1 protein-coding gene (running past one end of the window) is annotated in these 23,141 nt (G+C 71.2%); it reads right to left on the minus strand.

The window, feature by feature from the left end:
* On the minus strand, window positions 1-23,141 hold the 3' portion of the coding sequence (locus AB0H49_RS27585) for a non-ribosomal peptide synthase/polyketide synthase (protein WP_357255608.1). The gene runs 13,945 nt beyond the window's last position; 23,141 of the gene's 37,086 nt are visible here — the last part of the coding sequence; its start codon lies off the right edge, out of view; it ends in the stop codon at window positions 1-3.

Below are 23,141 nucleotides of genomic sequence, written 5' to 3' on the forward strand. Positions count from 1 at the left end.
CTACTCCGCGACGATGATTTGGATTTCCTCGTCGGCGGCGTCGGTGGGTTCGCCCGGGATGACGAACCAGTGGGTGACTTCGCCGTCGGCGAGGTCGTCGGCGAGGTCGTCGGCCGTGGGGAGCACGGAGAGTGCGCCCGCGGTGGCCGTGGCGAGGAACTCCCAGAGGGCGGCGCGGCCCGCGGCGGCGGTGGTGAACGTCGTCGACTCGTAGTCGATGTCGTTCTCGTCGCGAATCCGCTCGCCCAGGTCGAGCGCCACGGTCTGGCTCAGCGCGACCGGCGCGCCGTCGACCAGCTCCACGAAGGCCGGGTGCTCCTCGCCGAGCGGGCGGACCCGATCGGCGTAGGACACCGGATGCCCTGCGGCCGCGGCCAGTTCGGTCTGGACCTGCGGATCGCTCGGCACCAGCCAGTTCACCGCGTCCGCGCCGTCCGGCGCCGAGCCGATACCGAAACCGGCTCCGGCCGCGGCGATCTCGTCCGCGCCGAGGCCCGAGGCGAACAGACAGGCGGCGCCCGCCTTCTGCACGGCCCAGCCGGCGACCACCGCGTCGACACCGCGCGGCAGCGCCACCGCGACGACGTCGCCCGGACCAGCGCCCCGAGCGATCAGCACCCGGGCCAGCTGCGAGGAACGCCGATCCAGCACGTGGTAGGCGATCTCGTCGCCGTCGGCGAGCAGCGCGGGCGCCTGCGGATCCGCCTCGACGACCTCGGCGAGCACCTTGGCCACGGTCCGCGCGCCGACCCGGTTCGCGGACTCCGGCGCCGCGGCCGCCGAAGCGACGTGGGACTCGGCGAGCAGCCGGGCCCGTTCCTCGCTGTCCAGGATGTCGATGTCGCCGACCAGCCCCGACGGATCGCCGAGCAGCGACTCCAGCACCCGGACCAACCGGGTGGACAGCGTCTGCACCTCCTCGGCGGTGAACCGGCTGAGCAGGTATTCGAAGCTGATCTCCAGGATCGACTCGGCCGCCACCTTCAGCGACAGCGGGTAGTGCGTCGTGTTGCTGACGTCCACCCCGGTCACCGACATGCCGTCGATCGAGCTAGCCGCCGCGATCGCCTCGCGGTCGATCGGATAGGACTCGAACACGTACAGCGTGTCGAACTGCGACCCGGCGCCCGCGGCCCGCTGGATGTCGGCGAGGCCGACGTAGTGGTGATCCAGCAGATCCGCCTGCTCGCGCTGCAACTGCCGCAGCTGCTCCTCGATGGTGGCGCGATCATCGATGCGCACCCGGACGGGCAGCGTGTTGATGAACAGGCCGACCATCGATTCGACGCCGGGCAGCTCCGCGGGCCTGCCCGACACCGTGGCGCCGAAGGCCACGTCCGAGCGACCGGTGAGCCTGCCGAGCAGGATGCCCCAGGCCGCCGACACCAGGGTGTTCACCGTGATGCCGAGCTCCGCGCAGTGCTTGGTGAGCCTGCGGGTGCGGTCGGCGTCCAGGTGGGTCACCAGTTCGCCGGTCCGGTAGTCCTCGGCCGAACGCGCCTGGGGGGCGAGCTCGGTCGGATCGTCGAGACCGTCGAACGCGCGCGACCAGGTCCGCAGCGAGGCGTCCAGGTCGCGGCCCGCCAGCCACTCCAGGAACGTCCGGTAGGACGCGACCTCCGGCAGCGCCGAGGCGTCGCCGTGCAGTGCGTACAGCACGAGCAGGTCCTGCATCAGCAGCGGCATCGACCAGCCGTCCAGCAGCACGTGGTGGGTGCTGATGACGAGGTGCCAGTGGTCGGCGGCGGTGCGGTACAGGCTGTAGCGCACCAGCGGCGGCGCGGCCATGTCGAACCGCTGCGCCAGGTCCTCGGCCAGCCGCTTCCGCAGTTCCGCGTCCCGCTCGCCCTCGGGCGCCCCGGTGAGATCCACTGTGCGCCAAGGCACCTCGACCCGGTCCATCGCGATCTGCACGGACTGCCCTGCGGCGTCGGTGACGAACGCGGTGCGCAGGTTCGGGTAGCGGTCCAGCAGCGCCTGCGCCGAGGCGCGCAGCCGCTCGGTGTCCACCTCGCCGGTGAGCTCGATGACGGCCTGCATGTTGTAGACGTCCACGGTGGTCGTGGTCATCTGCGCGTGGAAGAGCAGGCCGGACTGCAGCGGCGTGAGCGGCCAGACCTCGGTGAGGCCGGGATAGGTCCGCTCCCACAGCTCGATGTCGGCCTGGTCGACCCGCACCAGTGGCATGTCGGACGGCGTGTGGCCGCCCGCGCCGGGCCGACGCACGTGCGCGGCCAGCGCGGTCAGCGCGGACACCCAGAGCTCACCGAGTTCGCCGACGCGCTCGGCCGTGAGCAGGCCGGTCGGGAAGGCGAACGACGCCACCAGCTCCGGACCGCCCGCACCGTCGAGCACCATCGCGTCGATGTCGAGCGCCGCGTCCGCGGGCCGGTCGTCGTCGGCGACGGTGGTGATCTCGGCGGGCAGCGAACCCAGGAAGCGGAAGCCGACCTGCGCGGCGTCGGCCAGTCCGAGCAGATCGTGGCCGCGTCCGTGATCGGGCACGGCGAGCAGCTGCTCCTTGACCGATTTCACGATGCGGCCCAAGGCGTTTCCGCCAGCGAAGGCCTCGTCGAGGTCGGCGCCGTCGAGGTCGATCCGCACCGGGTGGGCGAGGTCGAACCAGCCGAGCGTGCGCGCCAGCTCCGCGCCACGGGCGGCGCGTGCGGCGCGGCCGTCGCCCGCGTGGCGGATCAGCGCGGCGGCGCCGTGCTGTTCGCCGCGCCAGCGCACCAGCGCCATGGCCAGCGCCGCGAGCAGGCCGTCGGCCGCAGCGCCGTGGTAGCGGGCGGGCACCGTGCTCAATACCGCCTCGGTGACCTCGGCGGGCACGGTGACCCGCACCCGGTCCACGGTGGCCGCGGTGTCGGTCGCCGGGTCGAGCGCCCGCGCGCCGACCAGCGGCTCGGTGGTCGCCGAGATCTCCTGCCAGAAAGCCAGTTCCGACTCGTGCGCGGCGGCGTCGTCGGCGGCCACACTGTGCGCCCAGCGCCGCAGCGTGGTGCCGGTGGCGGGCAGCTCGAGCGGCGCGTCGACGCCGAGCTGCTCGGCCGCGGTGGTCAGCTCGCCGAGCAGGACCCGCCAGGACCGCGCGTCCACCGTGAAACGGTGTGCCACGACCAGCAATTCGTCGGGGCGGTTGTCGGCGAAGGTGAACAGCACGAACTGCGCCATCACACCCTGGGCCGGATCGAGTCGATCGACCGCCGCGGCGCGTTCGGCCGCGAGCAGGTCGGCCAGATCGACGTTCTTCTCGACCCGGACCTCGCTGACCAGCGGCTCCACCTCGACGCGATCGACGGCCTCGAACACCCAGCCGTCGCCGTCGGCGCGCAGCTTCGTGCGCAGCGCGTCGTGCCGGTCGAACAGGGCCTCGAGCGCGTCGAGCAGCGTGTACCAGTCGAGCGCGGTGGGCAGCGGCAGCAGCGCGGACTGCGCGTACCGCTGGAACGGCGCGCCACCGGCCAGCGCCGCCGCGACGGCGGGCGGCAGCGGCATCTCGCCGACACCGCCGCCGGGCAGTTCGGCGGGCTGCTCCCGCTCGGCCTGCGTGGCGGTCGCGATGGCCGCCAGCGCGGCGACGCTGCGCTGGTCGAACACGTCGCGCACGCTGAACTCGACGCCGAGCGCCTTGGCCCGCGAGACCAGCTGGATCGACAGGATGCTGTTACCGCCGAGCGCGAAGAAGTCGTCGTCGGCGCCGATGAGTTCGACGTCGAGGACGTCGCCGAACACGCCCGCCACGATCTGCTCGGCCGGGGTCACCGGCGCGCGGAACGCCGCCTTCTCGAAGGTCGGCTGCGGCAGCGCGTTGCGGTCCAGCTTGCCGTTCGCGTTGAGCGGCAAGGCGTCCAGCGCCATGAAGGCGCTCGGCACCATGTAGGACGGCAGCTCCGCGGACAGCGCGGACTGCAACTTGCGCTTGTCCAGTTCGCCGGTCTCCGGGTCGATTCCGGCCGCCGACGGCACGACGTAGGCGACGAGCCGATCGCCGAGGCCGGGATCGTTGTGCGCCAGCACCGCCGCGGCGGCGATGGCGTCCTGCCGCAGCAGCGCGGCCTCGATCTCGCCGAGTTCGATGCGGAAACCGCGGATCTTCACCTGGAAGTCGGTGCGGCCCCGGTACTCCAGCTCGCCGTCGGCGTTCCAGGCGACCAGGTCACCGGTGCGGTACATCCGCGCGCCCGGCTCGCCGAACGGGTTCGCGACGAACCGTTCCGCGGAGAGATCCGGACGGGCGAAGTAGCCGCGCGCCAATTGCGCACCGGCCAAGTACAACTCGCCGGAGACGCCGACCGGAACCGGCCGCAGGCGCGAATCCAGCACGTAGACCTGGCTGTTCCACTCCGGCGCGCCGATCGACACCGAGAACTCGTCGGCATCGGTGACGGCGTGGTTGGTGATCGACACCGCCGCCTCGGTCGGACCGTAGAGGTTGAACAGCCCGGCCGCGTTGCCGCGCCGGAACTTCTGCGCGGTCGCCGCGGGCAGCGCCTCACCGATGGCGAGGATGCGCCGCAGCGAATGCGGCATGCGCCCCTCGGATTCGGTGAGCAGCGCGTCGAGCATCGACGGAACCACATGCAACGTGGTCACACCCGTCGAACGCATCAGCTCGTTCAGGTACGCCGGGTCGCGGTGCCCGTCGGCGGTGGAGATCACCAAGCGACCACCACTGACCGCCGCGGACCAGAACTCCCACACCGACAGGTCGAACGTCGCCGCCGTCTTCAGCAGCACCACGTTCTCGCTGTCGAGACCGAATTCGTCCGACTTCCACAACAACTGGTTCACGATCGCCGCGTGCGGCACCGCCACACCCTTGGGCTGACCCGTCGAACCCGACGTGAAGATCACATACGCCGTATTCGCCGCAACCAGAACACCATTGCGCTCGGTCGCCGCGATCGGCGCGTCCGAGTAGCCGGACAGGTCCACCTCGTCGATCGCGACGGTCCGCGCCGCCTCGGTCTCGAACGCGTCCCGAGCCGTGGTCAGCACGCACACCGGAGCGGCCGTGCCGAGGATGTAGTCCACACGATCCACCGGCTGGTCCGGATCGATCGGCACGTACGCCGCACCGGCCTTGGCCACCGCGTACATCGCGATCACCAGATCCGCCGACCGGCGAATGGCCAACGCCACCCGATCCTCCGGACCCACACCACGACCGATCAGGTACCGCGCCAACCGGTTCACCCGAGCGTCCAGCTCGGCGTAGGTCAGCTGGGTCCGCTCGCCGGAAGCCGTGTCGGCGACCAGCGCGACCGTCCCCGGTGCGGCCTGGGCCACCGCGGCGTCGAGCAGCGACACCAGCGTGGCGTCGGTGTCCACAAGTCGCGCGGTGTCGTTCCACTTGCCGAGGATCCGCTCGGTCTCCGTCTCGGCGAGCAGGTCGATCTCGCCGACCGGAACCGTCACGTCCGCGATCACCGCGTCCAGCACCCGCACGAACCGGTCCGCGAAGCCCTGCACCGTGGCCTCGTCGAACAGGTCGGTGGCGTAACCGAATTCGGTGATGATCTCGGCCGGGGTGCCGTCGTCGGCGTACCGGTCGTAGAGCGTCACGTGCAGGTCGGTCTTGGCCAGCTGCGAGTTGAAGTTGACCGCGCTCACCTGGAGCCCGGGCAGCGTCAACGTGGTCTCGGCCAGGTTCTGGAAGGACAGGCCGATCTGGAACAGCGGGTTGCGCGCGGTGGAGCGCTCCGGGTTCAGCACCTCGACGAGGCGCTCGAACGGAACGTCGGCGTTGGCGAAGGCTTCCAGGTCGCGTTCGCGCACGTCGGCGAGCAGGTCGGCGAACCGGTCGCCCGGCCGCACGCCCGTGCGGAACACCAGCGTGTTGACGAACATGCCGATCAGGTCGTCGAGCTCGCGCTCACCGCGACCCGCGATCGGCGTGCCGACCGCGATGTCCTCGGTGCCGGAGAGCCGCGCCAGCAGCACCGCCAGCGCCGCGTGCACGACCATGAACAGCGAGGCGTTGTTGGCGCGCGCCAATTCGGCCAGTTCGGCGTGCCGCTGCGGCGAGAGTTCGAAACGCAGCGCCTTGCCGTGGAACGACTGCGCGGGCGGGCGCGGCCGGTCGGCGGGCAGCTCGAGCTGATCGGGCAGCCCGGCCAGCGCCTGCTTCCAGTAGGCGACCTGGCGTGCGGCCACCGACTCCGGATCGTCCTCGGAGCCGAGCACCGCGCGCTGCCACAGCGCGTAGTCGGCGTACTGCACCGGCAGCGGCGTCCACTGCGGTGCGTCGCCCGCGACCCTGGCGACGTAGGCCGCCATCAGGTCGCGCGCGAGCGGACCCATCGACGCGCCGTCCGCCGACACGTGATGCACGACGAACGCGATCACGTGCTCCTGCTCGGAGATGCGGAACAGCGCGACAGCCAGCGGCACCTCGGTGGTGACGTCGAAGGTGGTCATGGCGAACGCGATGACCCGCCCGATCAGCTCCGACTCGTCGATCTGGACCGGGTCCAGCTGCGGCAGGTTCACCGGCAGGATCACCTGGTGCGGCCCGTCCGCCGAGCTCGGGTAGGTGGTGCGCAGCACCTCGTGGCGGGCGAACACGTCGCCGATCGCCTGCTCCAGCGCCCGCACGTCGAGCGCGCCGGAGAGCCGGACGGCCAGCGGGATGTTGTCCACCGCCGAAGTGGCCGTGTCGAACTGGTTGAGGAACCAGTACCGAGCCTGCGCGGGCGAGAGCGGAATCCGCTCGGGCCGCTCGGCGGCGGTCAGTTCCGGACGCGTCCGGCCGGAGCCCGCGATGCGCTCGACCCGGGTCGCCAGCGCGGCCACGGTGGACGCCTCGAACAGGTCGCGCACCGCGAGCTGGGTGTCCAGCGCCGCGCCGAGACGCGCGGTCACCTGGGTGGCGACCAGCGAGTTGCCGCCCAGCTCGAAGAAGTCGTCGTCCAAGCCGACCCGCGCGACGCCGAGCACGTCGCCGAAGGTGTTCGCCACGATCTCCTCGATCGGCGTCGAGGGGGCGCGGAAGGCCTTGACCTCGAACACCGGCGCGGGCAGCGCCTTGCGATCCAGCTTGCCGGAGGCGTTCAGCGGGAACTCGTCGAGCACCACGAACGCCGAGGGCACCATGTACGCGGGCAGCTCGCCGCCCAGCTGGGAACGCACGGACTCGACGTCGATCGCCTGACCGTTGTCCGCGATGACGTAGCCGACCAGCTGGTCGCCGAGGCGCTCGTCCGAGCGCACGACCACGACCGCCTGGGCGATCGCATCCAGCGCGGTGAGCGCGGCCTCGATCTCGCCGAGCTCGATGCGCAGACCGCGCAGCTTCACCTGGAAGTCGGTGCGGCCCAGGTATTCCAGCTCGCCCTTCTTAGTCCAGGTGACCAAGTCACCGGTGCGGTACATCCGCTCGCCGTCGGCGAACGGGTTGGCCACGAAGCGATCCGAGGTCAGGTCCGGCCGCGCCACGTAACCGCGCGCCAGCTGGACACCGGCCAGATACAGCTCGCCCGCGACGCCGACGGGAACCGGGTGCAGGCGCGAATCCAGCACGTACACCTGGGTGTTGAACACCGGGGCGCCGATCGGCACCGACACCACGTCGTCCTCGGTGACCTCGTGATAGGTCACGTCGACCGCGGCCTCGGTGGGGCCGTACAGGTTGTGCAGACGGGCGCCGGTCAGCTCCTGGAGACGCTGCGCCGTCACCGCGGGCAGCGCCTCGCCGGAGGCGAAGACGTTGCGCAGGCTGGTGCACTCGTCCGCGCGCTCCTCGGCGACGAACACCGACATCATCGACGGCACGAAGTGCGCCGTGGTGACCCGCTCGCGCTTGATGACCTCGACCAGGTAGCCCGGATCGCGGTGGCCGTCCGGCTTGGCGACCACCAGTCGCGCGCCGATCTGCAAGGGCCAGAAGAACTCCCACACCGACACGTCGAACGTCGCGGGGGTCTTCTGCAGCACCACGTCGGTGCCGTCCAGCCCGTACTCGGACTGCATCCACACCAGGCGGTTGACGATCGCGTCGTGCGTGACGCCGACACCCTTCGGACGACCCGTCGAACCCGACGTGAAGATCACGTAGGCGGTGTTCGACGGACGCAGCGGCGCGCGGCGCGCGGCGTCCGACACGGGCGCGTCGTCGTAGGCCGACACGTCGAGCGTGTCGATCTCCAGCGCGGCGACCGAGCCGGAGTCGAAGCCGTCCCGCGAGGTGGTCAGCACGCACACCGGGTCGGCCAGGTCGAGCACGTAGTGGGTGCGCTCGGCCGGGTGATCCGGATCCAGCGGCACGTACGCACCGCCCGCGACGCTCACCGCGTACATGCCGACGACCAGGTCGAGCGAGCGGCGCATGCCGAGCGCGACCAGCGTGTCCGGTCCGACGCCCGAGGCGATCAGATGCCGCGCCAAACGATGCACGCGAGAAGCGAACTCGGCATAGGAGAGACTCGTCCCCTCGAACGTCAACGCGATCGCGTCCGGCGTCCGCGCCGCCTGCGCCTCGAACATCGACACCAGGGTCGCGTCCGTGTCGACACGGTGCGCCGTGTCGTTCCACGTCCGCACGACGGTGGCGCGCTCGCTCGCGTCGAGCAGCTCGACGTCGCCGAGCACCACGGCCGGGTCCGCGACCACAGCGTCCAGCATCCGGACGAGACGCTCGGCGAACGAGGCCACCGTCGCGCCGTCGAACATGTCGGTGGCGTAGGCGATCTCGGCCTTCATGCCCTCGGCGGCGGAGCCGGTGAAGTTCAGGTGCAGATCGAACTTCGCGGTCACCACGTCCAGCGGCACGCCCGAGACCTCGAGGCCGGGCAGCTCGAAGGTGGTCTCGCCGGTGTTCTGGAACGAGAGCATCACCTGGAACAGCGGGTGCCGTGCCTGCGAACGCGCCGGGTTCAGCAGCTCGACGAGCCGCTCGAAGGGCAGGTCCGCGTGCCCGAACGCGGCGAGGTCGGTTTCCCTTGTCCTCGTGAGCAGTTCGGCGAACGGCTGGGCCGGGTCGACGGCGCTGCGCAGCACGAGCGTGTTGACGAACATGCCGATGGCGTCGTCGAGCACGGCCTCGCCGCGGCCCGCGACCACGGTGCCGATGGCGATGTCGTCGCTGCCGGACAGGCGTCCGAGCAGCGCCGCGAACGCCGCGTGCACCACCATGAACAAGCTCGCGCCGTGCTCGCGCGCCAGCGCCTCGGAGGCCTGTGCCAGCTCGGCGGAGAGCTCGAACTCGTAGACCCCGCCGCGGTTGGACGCGACGGCCGGACGCTTGCGGTCCGACGGCAGGTCGAGCTGGTCGGGCAGACCGGCCAGGTTCTGCGACCAGTAGGCGACCTGCGCCGCGATCAGCGAGTCCGGATCGTCCTCGGAGCCGAGCGTCTCGCGCTGCCACAGCGCGTAGTCGGCGTACTGCACCGGCAGCGGCGCCCAGCCGGGCGCCTCGCCGCGCGAGCGCGCCGCGTAGGCGACCATTACGTCGCGGGCCAGCGGGCCGACCGACCAGCCGTCACCCGAGACGTGGTGCACCACGAAGACCAGCACATGCGTGTCCGGCTGGGAGCCGTCCATCGAACCGGCGATACGGAACAGCGCGGCGCGCACCGGCACGGCGGCGGTGACGTCGAATCCGGTGAGCACCAGCTCGCTGATGCGCTCCTGAATCTCGGTCTCCGACACCACGATCGGGGTCAGGTCCAGGTTCTCCTGGCCCGCGGGCAGCACGACCTGCACGCCCTGGCCGTCGGCGGTTTCCGGGTACACGGTGCGCAGCACCTCGTGCCGGTCGACCACGTCGGCGACCGCCCTGCGCAGCGCGTCGGTGTCCAGTGCGCCGGTGAGCCGGACCGCGAGCGGGATGTTGTTGACCGCGGTCTGGTTGTCGAAGCGGTTGAGGAACCACATCCGCTGCTGCGCGAGCGACAGCGGGATCTGTTCCGGACGCGGACCGGCGACCAATTCGCGCCTGCGCCCGCTGCCCGCCTTCGCCGCGGTGCGCGCGGCGAGCGCGGCCACGGTGGGCGCCTCGAACAGCTCGCGCACGGCGAGGTCGGCGTCGACCGCCTCGTTGATCCGCGCGACGACGCGGGTCGCCAGCAGCGAGTTGCCGCCGAGGGCGAAGAAGTCGTCGTCCAGACCGACTTCCTCGACGCCGAGCAGCTCGGCGAACACCGTGGCGACGGCCTGCTCGATCGGCGTGCTCGGTGCGCGGAACGTCGCGGTGCTGACGAACTCCGGCTCCGGCAACGCGCGCCGGTCCAGCTTGCCGTTCGGGGTGAGCGGCAGGGTGTCGAGCACCACGATGGCGTCCGGAACCATGTACGCGGTCAGGAACTCCGCGACCGCCTCGCGCAGCGCGACCGGGTCGACCGCGGCGCCGGTCTCGGGCACCACGTAACCGACGAGGCGGTCGCCCGCGTGCTCGTCGGCGCGGACCATGACCACGGCTTGACGCACGCCTTCGCAGCGGACCAGCGCCGACTCGATCTCGCCGAGCTCGATGCGGAAGCCGCGCAGTTGCACCTGCTGGTCGCTGCGGCCCGCGTATTCGAGGTTGGCCGCGTCGCCGGTGCCGAACCAGCGACCGACGTCACCGGAGCGGTACATCCGGGAACCGGGCTCCCCGAAGGGGTTCGCCACGAAACGGGTCGCGGCCAGGCCCGGCCTGCCGAGGTACCCGCGCGCCAGCTGCGCGCCGGTCACGTAGATCTCGCCCGCGACGCCGACCGGCGCGGGGGCCAGGCGGTTGTCGAGCACGAAGGCGCTCAGGCCGGGCAGGGCGCGGCCGATGACGCTGGCCGGGTTGTCGACGTCCTGGTCGTCCAGGGCCAGGAACGACACGTGCACCGTGGTCTCGGTGATGCCGTACATGTTCACCAGGCGCGGCGCGTCCGCCGGATGGCGTTCGTACCAGCGACGCAGCTGGCGCAGGTCGAGCGCCTCACCGCCGAAGATGACGTGGCGCAGCGCGAATTCACCGTTGTCGTCGGCGGCGCTCGCCGCCCGGTCGGCCTCCACCAGCTGGTAGAACGCCGACGGCGTCTGGTTCAGCACGGTGACCCGGTCGCGAACCAGCAACTCGCGGAACAGCTCCGGCGAACGCGAGGTCAGGTAGTCGACGACGACCACCGAACCGCCGTAGGCCAGCGCGCACCACAGTTCCCACACCGAGAAGTCGAAGGCGAACGAGTGGAACAGCGTCCACACGTCGGACTCGTCGAAGCCGAACAGCGGCTGGGTGTTCGCGAACAGCTCCACCGCGTTGCGGTGCGAGACGCCGACGCCCTTGGGCACACCGGTCGAACCGGAGGTGTAGATGACGTAGGCGAGGTTGTCCTGGCGCAGCGGCCGGACGCGGTCGGCATCGGTGACCGGCGCGTCGGACTCGTCCGCGGTCCGCTCGACCAGCAGCAGCGGAAGATCGCCAGCCGGAACGGCTTCCGCGTCCGCGGCGGTGGTCAGCACGCACACCGGCGCCGCGTCGGCGAGGGTGAACTCGAGCCGCTGCACCGGGTAGGTGGTGTCGATCGGCACGTAGGCCGCGCCGGTCAGCAGCACCGCGTACAGCGCGATCGGCAGTTCCTCGGTGCGCGAAACAGCCACCGCCACCTTGGATTCCGGCCCGACGCCGAGCCCGATGAGCGCACGCGCGATCCGGTTGGCCCGGCGCTCGAACTCGCCGAAGGAGACCGCGGTCTCGCCGAAGCGAATCGCCGGTGCGTCCGGACGACGCCGCGCCTGCGCGCCGATCAGGTCGACCAGCGTGGCCGCGGGCGCCTCGACGCCCTCGGTGTTCCATTCGCGCAGGACCAGTTCGCGCTCACCGTCGGCGAGCAGGTCGATATCGCCGACCACCACGCTCGCGTCCGCCGAGACCGCGCCGAGGACGCGCAGCAGGCGATCCGCGAAACCGCGGACCGTGCTCGCGTCGAAAAGGTCGGTCGCGAAGCTGAATTCGGCCGACATACCCTGCGGTCCGCCGTCCGCGCCGAGCTTCTCCTCCAGCGTCAACTGGAGGTCGAACTTGGCCAGCGGCACGGCCATGTCCACGCCCGACACCGTCAGGCCCGGCAGTTCCAGCGCGGTCGGCGCGGTGTTCTGGAAGGTCAGCGCGACCTGGAACAGCGGGTGCCTGCCCGGCGAACGCACCGGGTCGAGCACCTCGACCAGGCGCTCGAACGGCACGTCGGCGTGACCGAAGGCGTCCACGTCGACCCGCCGCACGGTGCGCAGCAGTTCCTCGAACGCGACGCCGGGCTCGATCTCGGTGCGCAGCACGAGCGTGTTGACGAACATGCCGATCAGATCGTCGAGCGCGCGCTCACCGCGGCCCGCGATCGGGGTGCCGATGGCGATGTCCGACGTGCTGGAAAGGCGCGCGAGCAGCACCGCGAGCGCGGCGTGCACGACCATGAACAGCGTCGAATTGTGCTGCTGGGCCAGCGCGCGCAGGGCCGCGTGCACCTCGGGGTCCACGGTGAAGGCCACCGTGTCGCCGCGGTTGGAGGCGGTCGCGGGCCGCGGGCGATCGGCGGGCAGATCCAATTGCTCGACCAGCCCGGCCAATTCGTTCTTCCAGAACTCGATCTGACCGGAGATCAGCGAGTCCGGGTCGTCCTCGGCGCCGAGCACTGCGCGCTGCCACAGCGCGTAGTCGGCGTACTGCACGTCGAGCGGACGCCACGCGGGCTCGTCGCCGTCGACGCGCGCGCTGTAGGCGATCATCACGTCCCTGGTCAGCGGCCCCATGGAGAAGCCGTCTGCCGAGATGTGGTGCACCACCAGCGCGAGCACGTGCTCGGTGGGGCTGATCTCGAACAGGCTGGCGCGGAACGGCACCTCGGCGGTGACGTCGAAGGCGGTCAGCACGACCTCGGCAAGACGCTGCGGCAGTTCGGCTTCGGTGATGTCGATCGGCGAGAGATCCGGGATCACCTGCGCGGTCGGCACGATCTGCTGGTAGCCGACGCCACCGACCTCGGGGTAGTACGTGCGCAGCGACTCGTGCCTGGCCAGCACGTCAGCGACCGCGACCTGCAGAGCCTGCCGGTCGAGCAGACCGGACAGCCGCACGGCGGCCGGGATGTTGTCGGCCGCGGCGGCCGCGGAGTGTTCGCCGCCGCCGCCCATGTTGAACCGGTTGAGGAACCACATGCGCTGCTGGGCCAGCGAGAGCGGCACCCGCTCGGGCCGCCGCTGCGCGACCAGCGCCGCACGCGCGCCCGCGCCCGCCTTCGACTCGGTCCGCGCCGCCAGCGCCGCCACGGTCGAGGCTTCGAACAGCTCGCGCACGCCGAGTTCGGTCTCCAGCGCCACGGACAGCCGCGCCGCCACTTGGGTGGCGCTGAGCGAGTTGCCGCCGAGCGCGAAGAAGTCGTCGTCCAGGCCGACCCGATCGAGGCCGAGCACGTCGGCGAAGGTGCGCGCGACGATCTCCTCCACCGGCGTGGTCGGCGCGCGGAACACCGCGGCCTCGAACACCGGCGCGGGCAGCGCCTTGCGGTCCAGCTTGCCGGAGGCGTTGAGCGGGAACTCGTCGAGCACCACGACCAGCGCGGGCACCATGTAGGCGGGCAGCTGCCTGCCGAGGTCCTCGCGCACCACGTCGCCGTCGACGCGCGCGTTCGGCGCGGCCACGACGTAGGCCACCAGCTGATCGCCGGTGCGCTGGTCGCCGCGCACCACGACCACCGACTGCGCGATCTCGTCCAGCGCGGTGAGCGCCTGCTCGATCTCGCCGAGCTCGATGCGCAGACCGCGCAGCTTCACCTGGAAGTCGGTGCGGCCGAAGTACTCCAGCTCGCCGTCGGCAGTCCAGGCCACCAGGTCACCGGTACGGTACATGCGCTGTCCGTCGGCGAACGGGTTGGCCACGAAGCGATCCGCGGTCAGGTCCGGCCGGGCCACATAGCCGCGCGCCAGCTGGGTACCCGCGAGATACAGCTCACCCGCGACACCCACCGGAGCGGGCCGCAGCCGCGAATCCAGCACGTACACCTGGGTGTTGAACACCGGGGCGCCGATCGGCACGGTGTCGGTGTCGGCCTCGGTCACCCGGTGATAGGTCACGTCGACCGCGGCCTCGGTCGGGCCGTACAGGTTGTGCAGTTCCGCGCCGGTCAGCTCGCGCAGGCGGTGCGCGGGCTTGGGCGGCAGCGCCTCACCGGAGGCGAACACCATGCGCAGCGTGTCGCAGCGGGCCGCGGCCGCGTCGGCCACGAACACCGCGAGCATGGACGGCACGAAGTGGGTGACGGTGACCCGCTCGGTCGCGATGACCTCGGCCAGGTAGGCCGGGTCGCGGTGGCCGTCCGGCTTGGCGACGACCAACCGCGCGCCGATCTGCAAGGGCCAGAAGAACTCCCACACCGACACGTCGAAGGTGGCGGGCGTCTTCTGCAGGACCGCGTCGGACTCGGTGAGCCCGTACTCGGACTGCATCCACACCAGGCGGTTGACGATCGCCGCGTGCGAGACAGCGACACCCTTCGGGCGGCCGGTCGAGCCGGACGTGAAGATCACGTACGCGGTGTTCGACGGACGCAGCGGCGCCCGACGCTCGGCGTCGGTCACCGGCGCCTCGGACACACCGGACAGGTCGAGCAGATCGATGCGCACCTGCGCGGTGTCGATCTCCAGGTCGCTGCCCGAGGTCAGCACACACACCGGATCGGCCGTGGCCAGAATGTATTCCGTGCGCTCGGCCGGGTGATCCGGGTCGAGCGGCACGTACGCGCCGCCTGCGACGGTGACGGCGTACATGCCGACGACCAGGTCGATCGAGCGCCGCATGCCGAGCGCCACCGAGGACTCCGGGCCGACGCCGCGTTCGATGAGCCAGCGCGCCAGGCGGTAGACCCGGCCAGCGAACTCGGCGTAGGACAGACTCGTCCCCTCGAAGGTCACCGCGGTCGCGTTGGGCGTCTCGGCCAGCTGCGCCTCGAACTTCGACACCAGCGTCGCCGCCGCGTCGACCTCGTGCGCGGTCTCGTTCCAGCCGGACACCACGAGCTCGCGCTCGGCGGTGTCGAGCAGCTCGATATCACCAACGGCCACACCGGAATCGGCGGTGATCGCGGACAGCACGCGGACCAGGCGGTCGGCGATGCGGCGCACGGTCTGCTCGTCGAACAGGTCGCGCAGGTAGCCCGCGCGGATGCGCAGGCGCGAATCCAGCTGGGCGATCAGCGTCAGCGGGTAGTGCGTCGCGTCGGCGGCCTCCAGGTCGGCCACGGCCATGCCGTCGATGTCGGCGGCTTGGGAGCGCAGGCCTTCGGCGTCCACCGGGTAGGACTCGAACACGACCAGGGTGTCGAACAGGCCGCCGACGCCCGCGGCGGACTGGATGTCGGCCAGTCCGATGTAGTGGTGGTCGAGCAGGTCGGCCTGCTCGCCCTGGGTGCGGGTCAGCAGTTCGCGCGCGGACTCCGCGGGATCGAAGCGCACCCGCACCGGGACGGTGTTGATGAACAGACCCACCATGGATTCCACGCCGGACAGCTGCGCCGGGCGGCCGGAGACGGTGGTGCCGAACAGCACGTCCTCCGAGCCGGTCGTGCGGCCGACCAGGATGCCCCAGGCCACCTGCAGCACCGTGTTCGGGGTGACGCCCAGCGAGCTCGCCAGCGCGGTCAGGCGCGCGGTCGCGGCCTCGTCGAGGTCGAACAGGTACTCGCCGGAGAGCGCGGTGATCTCCCGGCCCGCGTCGGGGCGCGCGAGCAGCGTCGGCTCGCTCACCCCGCGCAGCGCCGTCGACCAGGCGGCCAGCGAGGCCGAATGATCTTGGCGCGCGGTCCATTCCAGGAAGTGCCGGTAGGAGCGCACCGCGGGCAGCGCGCTGGCGTCGGCGTGCACCGCGTAGAGCACGATCAGGTCGCGCATCAGCAGCGGCATCGACCAGCCGTCGAGCAGAATGTGGTGGTTGGACACCACGAACTGCCAACGATCCTGCGCGACCTGGATCAGCGTGAAACGGATCAGCGGCGGCGCGGTGAGGTCGAACCGCTGCATGCGGTCGGCCTCGATCAGGTCGGCGGCCGAACCGGTTTCGGTCCGGTCGTGCTCGGCCCAGGCGACGCGCACGCTGTCGAGCACCACCTGCACCGGGTTGCCGTCGGCGTCGCTGACGAACGCGGTGCGCAGGTTCTCGTAACGGTCGACCAGTGCCTGCGCGGCCGCCCGCAACCGGGCCGCGTCGACGCGGCCGGTGAGGGTGAGCACGGCCTGCGCGGTGTAGACGTCCACCGAGCTGGCGGCGAGGCGGGCGTGGAAGAGCAGACCCGCCTGCAGCGCCGAGAGCGGCCACACGTCGGCCAGCGCCGGGAAGCGCCGCTCCCAGCCCTCGATGTCGCGCTGGCTCGCGCGAACCAGGGCGAAGTCGGACGGGGTGTGCCCGCCCGCCTCGGCCGAATTGGCGTGCCGGGCAACCGCGTCCAGTGCGGTGGTCCACAGCTCGGCGAACTCGCGCACCTCGGCGGCGTCGAGCAGCGTCGACGGGTAGCCGATGTTCGCGGTCAGCTTGTCGCCGACCACGATCGCGTTGACGTCCAGCGGGGCCATCGCGGGCATGTCGGCGTCGTAGGCGCCGCCGAGCGCGCCGAGTTCCGGCGCGGGAGTCCAGCCGAAGCCGCGCAGGGCCTCGGGCACGTCGCTGTCGGAGACGCGGCCCAGGTAGTTGAAGCTGACCTGGCCGGGCAGCTGCGCGGGCAGCTCCGCGGCGGTGCGCCGGTTGAGGTAGCGCAGCAGGCCGTAGCCGATGCCCTTGTCCGGCACCGCGAGCAGCTGCTCCTTGACCGCCTTCACGGCCTTGGACAGCGCGGGACCGCCCGCGAGGGCGGCGTCCACGTCGACGCCGGTCAGGTCCAGCCGCACCGGGAAGATGGCGGTGAACCAGCCGACGGTGCGGGACAGATCGGCGCCGGGGACGACGTCTTCCTCGCGGCCGTGGCCTTCCAGGCGGATCAGCAGCGCGTCGTCGGTGCGCGCGCCCGCCCGGCTGGCCCGCCACTTCGCGGTCGCCAGCGCGAGCGCGGTGAGCAGACCGTCGTTCACGCCGCCGTGGAACAGCGCGGGCACCGTGGTGAGCAGTGCCTTGGTGGTCTCGGCGGAGACCACGACCTGAACCTTCTCGATCGCGCCGGAGACGTCCACCGCGGGATCCATCGGACGCGCGGTCAGCAGCGGATCGGGGGTGTCGGTCACAGCCCGCCAGTAGTCGAGTTCGCCGACCCGCGAAGCGCTTTCGGCCTCGCGCTCCAGCGCGTGCGCCCAGGCCCGCATCGACGTCGCCGGAGCCACCAGCTCGGGCTGCTGCCCGGCGGTGAGCTGGCCCCAGGCGGCGACGAAGTCCGGCACCAGGATGCGCCACGAGACGCCGTCGACCACCAGGTGATGGGCGACCACGATCAGGCGGCCCATCCGGCCGCCTTGCGCGGGATCGAGCCAGACGAACCGCACCACGACACCGGCCGCCGGATCCAGTCGGTCAAGCGCGGAATCCAGTGCGGCGGAAGCGATGTCGAGCAGTTCGGCATCGGTGGCCGCGGCCGGGAACTCGACGCGCTCGATCAGCGCGTCCACGTCCACGGCGCCGGGCTCGGCGGTCCGCACCACCCAGTCGTCGCCCTCGCGGGAGAGCCGGGCGCGCAGCATGTCGTGCCGGTCGATCACCGCGCCGACGGTCGTCGCGATGCCCGCGCGGTCGATGCCGAGCGGCAGCTCCAGCGCGAGGGTCTGGTTGAACCGGCCGAAGGAGCCCGGGCGCTCGGCCATGAACCGCACCACCGGGGTGAGCGGCATGTCACCGACGCCGCCGCCGGGCAGTTCGGCGAGCGCGGCGACGGCGGGCGCCGAAGCGTCGGCTGTCTCGGCGACCGCGGCCAAGCCCGCGACGGTCTTCTGCTCGAAGACGTGCCGCGGCGTGAACACCACGCCGCGCGCCTTCGCCCGCGAGACCAGCTGGATCGAGACGATGCTGTCGCCGCCGAGCGCGAAGAACGAGTCGTCGACGCCGACCCGCTGCACGCCGAGCACCTCGGCGAACACCTCGGCGATGATCTGCTCGACCGGCGTGCGGGCGGCGCGGAACACCACCTCGGTCGCGAACACCGGCTCCGGCAGCGCCTTGCGGTCCAGCTTGCCGACCGGGGTCAGCGGCACCCGGTCGATCACCATGATCGAGGAGGGCACCATGTAGGCGGGAAGCCGGTCCTCGACGTGCGCGGTGAGCGCCGCGACATCGATGGAATGTCCTTGCGCCGCAACCACGTACGACACAAGCGACACCGCGCCCGCGGCGTTCTTGTGGCCGACGGTGACCGCGAAGTCGACGGTCTCGTGCGCCGCGAGCGCGGCGTCGATCTCGCCGAGCTCGATGCGGAACCCGCGGACCTTCACCTGGAAGTCGGAACGACCGACGTACTCGACCTCGCCGGTGCGCGTCCAGCGGACCACGTCACCGGTGCGGTACATGCGCTCGCCGTCGACGTACGGGTTGGCCACGAAACGTTCGGCCGTCAGGCCGGGGCGGGCATGGTAGCCGCGCGCCAGCTGGACGCCCGACAGATACAGCTCACCCGCGACACCCACCGGAACGGGCCTGAGCTGGGCGTCCAGGATCAGCGACCGCATGCCCCGGATCGGTCCGCCGATGGTCACTGTCTCGCCGACCACCAGCGGATCGCTGATGTTGGTCATGATGGTGGTCTCGGTCGGGCCGTAGCCGTTGTGGAACGCGCGCAGCGCGCCGCCCTCGCCGAGCGGCACGGCCCACTTCGCGACCAGCTCCGGCGGGCAGGCCTCGCCGCCCGCGACCAGCACACGCAGCGTGTCCAGGCCGCTCGGGTCGAAGGTGGCCAGCGCGGCCGGGGTGATGAACGCGTGCGTGACCCGCTCGCCGCGAATCAGCTCGGACAGCTCCTCGCCGCCGTACACGCCCGGCGGCACCACGACCAGCGCGCCGCCCGCGCCCACCGCGAGCAACAGCTCGAGGATCGAGGCGTCGAAGCTGGGCGAGGCGAAATGCAGTGCGCGCGAATCGGAGTCGAGGCCGTAGCGCTCGATCTGCTCGGCGCTGAAGTTGGCCAGACCCGCGTGCGTCACCACGACGCCCTTGGGCACACCGGTGGAACCGGAGGTGTAGATGACGTAGGCCGGGTGCTCCGGACGCACCGGGCGGACCCGGTCGGCGTCGGTGATCGGACCGCCGTCGAAGCCGTCCAGCGCGAGGTCCTCGAGCACCAGCCAGCGCGCCGACTCGGGCAGACCTTCCCGCACCGCGGTGACCGTGATGCCAAGGGGGGAACCGGAATCGGTGACCATGTGCGCGATGCGCTCGGCCGGATAGTTCGGGTCCACCGGCACGAACGCGGCGCCGGTCTTGGACACCGCCCACGCGGCGAACACCGAATCCGCCGAACGCGGAACGCCGACCGCGACCAGGTCTTCCGCGCCGATGCCTTCGGCGATCAGCAAGCGGGCCAAGCGATTCGAGCGTTCGTCGAGTTCGGCGTAGGAGAGAGTTGTCCCCTGGAACACGACCGCGGGCCCGTCCGGGTCGTGCGCGGCGGCCTCGGCGAGCAGCTCGGGCAGCGTGCGCGGCGGCACCGCGGGTGCGCCGGTGCGCGCGACCAGATCGGCCAGTTCGGCCGCGTCGAGCACGTCGACGGCGCCGACCGTGACGGCCGGATCGGCCGCGACGGCGGTGAGCACGCGCACCCAGCGGTCCACGATCTCCCGCGCGGTCGATTCGTCGAACAGCTCGGTGGCGTAGGTCAGCGCGAGCGTCATGCCCGCGACGCCGTTACCGGCCACCGCATCGTTCTCCGACAGCGTGAACTGTAGGTCGAAGCGCGCCACGTTCTCTTCGAGATCGAGCGCGGAGACCGAAAGACCCGGCAGTTCCAACGCGGTCCGGTCCAGGTTCTGGAAGGCCAGCATCACCTGGAACAGCGGGTTGCGCGACTGCGAACGCTCCGGCGCGAGCAGCTCGACGAGGCGCTCGAACGGCACGTCGGCATTGCCGTAGGCGTCCAGGTCGGTCTTGCGGACGCGGTCGAGCAGTTCGGTGAACGATTCGCCGTTGTCGATGCCGGTGCGCAGCACCAGCGTGTTGACGAACATGCCGACGAGGTCGTCGAGCGCCTGTTCGCCACGGCCCGCGATCGGCGTGCCGACCGCGATGTCGTCGCCGCCGGACAGGCGCGCGAGCAGCACGGCGAGCGCGCTGTGCATGACCATGAACAGCGAAGCGCCGCTGGCGCGGGCGATCTCGTCGAGCGCCGCGATCAGCTCACCGCGAAGCTCGTGATGCAGCGTCGCGCCGCGATGCGAGGCGATCGCCGGACGCGGGCGGTCGGTCGGCAGCGCCAGCTCGTCCGGCACGCCGTCGAGGGCGCGCTGCCAGTACGCCACCTGGCGGGCCAGCAGCGAATCCGCGTCGTCCTCGGAACCGAGGACCTCGCGCTGCCAGACCGCGAAATCGGCGTACTGCACCGCGAGCGGCGACCAGCCGGGCGCGCTGTCCTGGGTGCGAGCCGTGTAGGCCAGCATGACGTCGCGGGTCAGCGGGCCCATGGAGAAGCCGTCGGCGGCGATGTGGTGCACGACGACGACGAGCACGTGCTCGTCCGGTCCCGCGGCGTACAGCCTGGTGCGCAGCGGAACTTGTTCGGCCACGTCGAATCCCGCGGTGACGAACTCGGTCACCGCGCCGAGCAGCTCGGCCTGCGGCACCGCGACCGGGTGCAGGTCGAGCGCGATCTCCTCGGCCGGGACGATCACCTGCACCGGCGTGCCGCCGTGCTCGGGGTAGCGCGTGCGCAGCGATTCGTGCCTGCGCACCACGTCGGCCACCGCGAGCCGCAGCGCCTCGACGTCGAGCGCGCCGGACATCCGGATCGCGATCGGCAGGTTGTAGGCGGCCGAGGAGGTGTCGTACTTGTTCAGGAACCACATGCGCTGCTGCGCGTAGGACAGCGGCACCAGTTCGCCGGCGGCGCGCTTGCGCGCGACCAGCGGGGCGCGGCCGTCGCCACCGGTATGCGATTCCACCCGTGCGGCAAGGGCTTCCACGGTGGAGGCCTCGAACAGCGTGCGCACCGGCACCGAAGTGCCGAGCGCCGCGCCGATCCGGGACACCACCCTGGTCGCGATGAGCGAGTTGCCGCCGAGATCGAAGAAGTCGTCGTCCACGCCGACGCGAGGCAGGTCGAGCACCTCGGCGAACACGGCGGCCACCGTCTCCTGCACCGGCGTCACCGGAGCGCGGAAAGCCCTGGCCTTGGCGGCTGGCGCGGGCAGCGCACGGCGGTCCAGCTTGCCGTTGACGGTCAGCGGGATCCATTCCAGGCGCACCATGGCCGCGGGCACCATGTAGGCGGGCAGCCGCTCGGCCGCGCCGGAACGCACCGCGTCCAGGTCGGGGACGACATCGGGTTCGGCGACGACGTAAGCCACGATGCGCTGATCACCGGGCTGGTCCTCGCGCACGATGACCGCGGACTGGGCGATCCCGGGCTGTTCGAGGATGGCGGCTTCGATCTCGCCGAGCTCGATGCGGAAACCACGCACCTTCACCTGATCGTCGGCCCGACCCAAGTACTCGAGTTCACCGAAGCGGTTCCAGCGCGCGAGGTCGCCGGAGCGGTACAGGCGCGAACCCGCATCGCCCGGGGTCGCCAGCGGGTTGGCCACGAAACGAGCAGCGGTCAGATCGGGGCGGCCGAGGTAGCCGCGCGCCAACTGCGGTCCGGCGACATACATTTCGCCAGCGACACCGACCGGCACGGGACGCAGCCGGTTGTCGAGCACGTACACGTTCAGGCCCGCGATCGCGCGACCCACGATGCTGCCGGAGGCCGCGTCGATCGTCGCCGCGTCCAGGGCACGGAAGGACACGTGCACCGTGGTCTCGGTGATGCCGTACATGTTGACCAGCAACGGAGCGGAATCACCGTGGCGGGCAACCCAATCCGACAGACGACGCAGCTCCAGTGCTTCACCGCCGAACACCACGTAGCGCAGCGACAGCGGCGCGGCATCCGAGGCGGCATTGCGGTCGGCTTCGGCCAATTGGTAGAAGGCCGAGGGCGTCTGGTTGAGGACGGTCACGCGCTCGTCGCGCAACAGCTCCAGGAACTGCTCCGGAGACCGCGAGGTGAAGTAGTCGACAACGACCACCGTGCCGCCGAACAGCAGCGGACCCCACAACTCCCACACCGAGAAGTCGAACGCATACGAGTGGAACAACGTCCACACATCGTCCGGACCGAAACCGAAATCACGATCGGTGTTCGCGAACAACCGCACCACGTTCCGATGCGCGACCGCCACACCCTTCGGACGGCCGGTGGAGCCGGAGGTGTAGATCACGTAGGCGACATGGTCCGGGGTCAGCGCGGCGCGGCGATCGGCGTCGGTGATCGGCGCGTCGTCGGCGTCGACCACATTGCCGGTCTCCACCGCGAACCCGTCCAGCACCACCGAGGGCAGACCCGCCGGGATCTCGACCTCGACCGTGGAATCCAGCACCACACTGGTCGGACGCGAATCCGCCAGCACGTAGGCGATACGGTCGGCCGGATAGGTCGGGTCCACCGGCACGTAACCCGCACCGGTCTTCACGACCGCGAGCAGCGCGACGACCAGATCCAACGACCGCGGCAGGATCACCGCGACCAGCGACTCCGGCCCAGCGCCGTCGTCGATCAGCCTGCGCGCCAACACATTCGCGCGCTTGTCCAGCTCGGCGTAGCTCAACGAGTCCGCGCCGAACCGCGCCGCGACCCGGTGCGGATGCGCGGCGACCATCTGATCGAACAACTCGACCAGCGTCACACCCGGCTCGGCGAACCGGCCCACACCGGCATCCGAGCCCGCCGACACCCAACGCTGCGAGACATCCAGCCGCTCGGCCTCGCCCAGCAGATCGATGTCACCGACGACCACCGCCGGGTCCTCGGCCACACCGCGCAGGATGCGCACCAGACGATCGGCGAACGAGGCGACCGTCTCCGGGTCGAACAACTCGCTCGCGTAGTTCCACGACATCGCCAGCCCACCGTCGCGGCCCTCGCCCACGGTCAGCTGCACGTCGAATTTCGCGGTGCCCGCGTCGAACTCGACGACATCCAGGTCCAAGCCGGGCAGCGCGACGGTGCCCATGTCGGCGG

It is taken from the genome of Nocardia sp. NPDC050713, assembly GCF_040654315.1.
Classification (GTDB): domain Bacteria; phylum Actinomycetota; class Actinomycetes; order Mycobacteriales; family Mycobacteriaceae; genus Nocardia.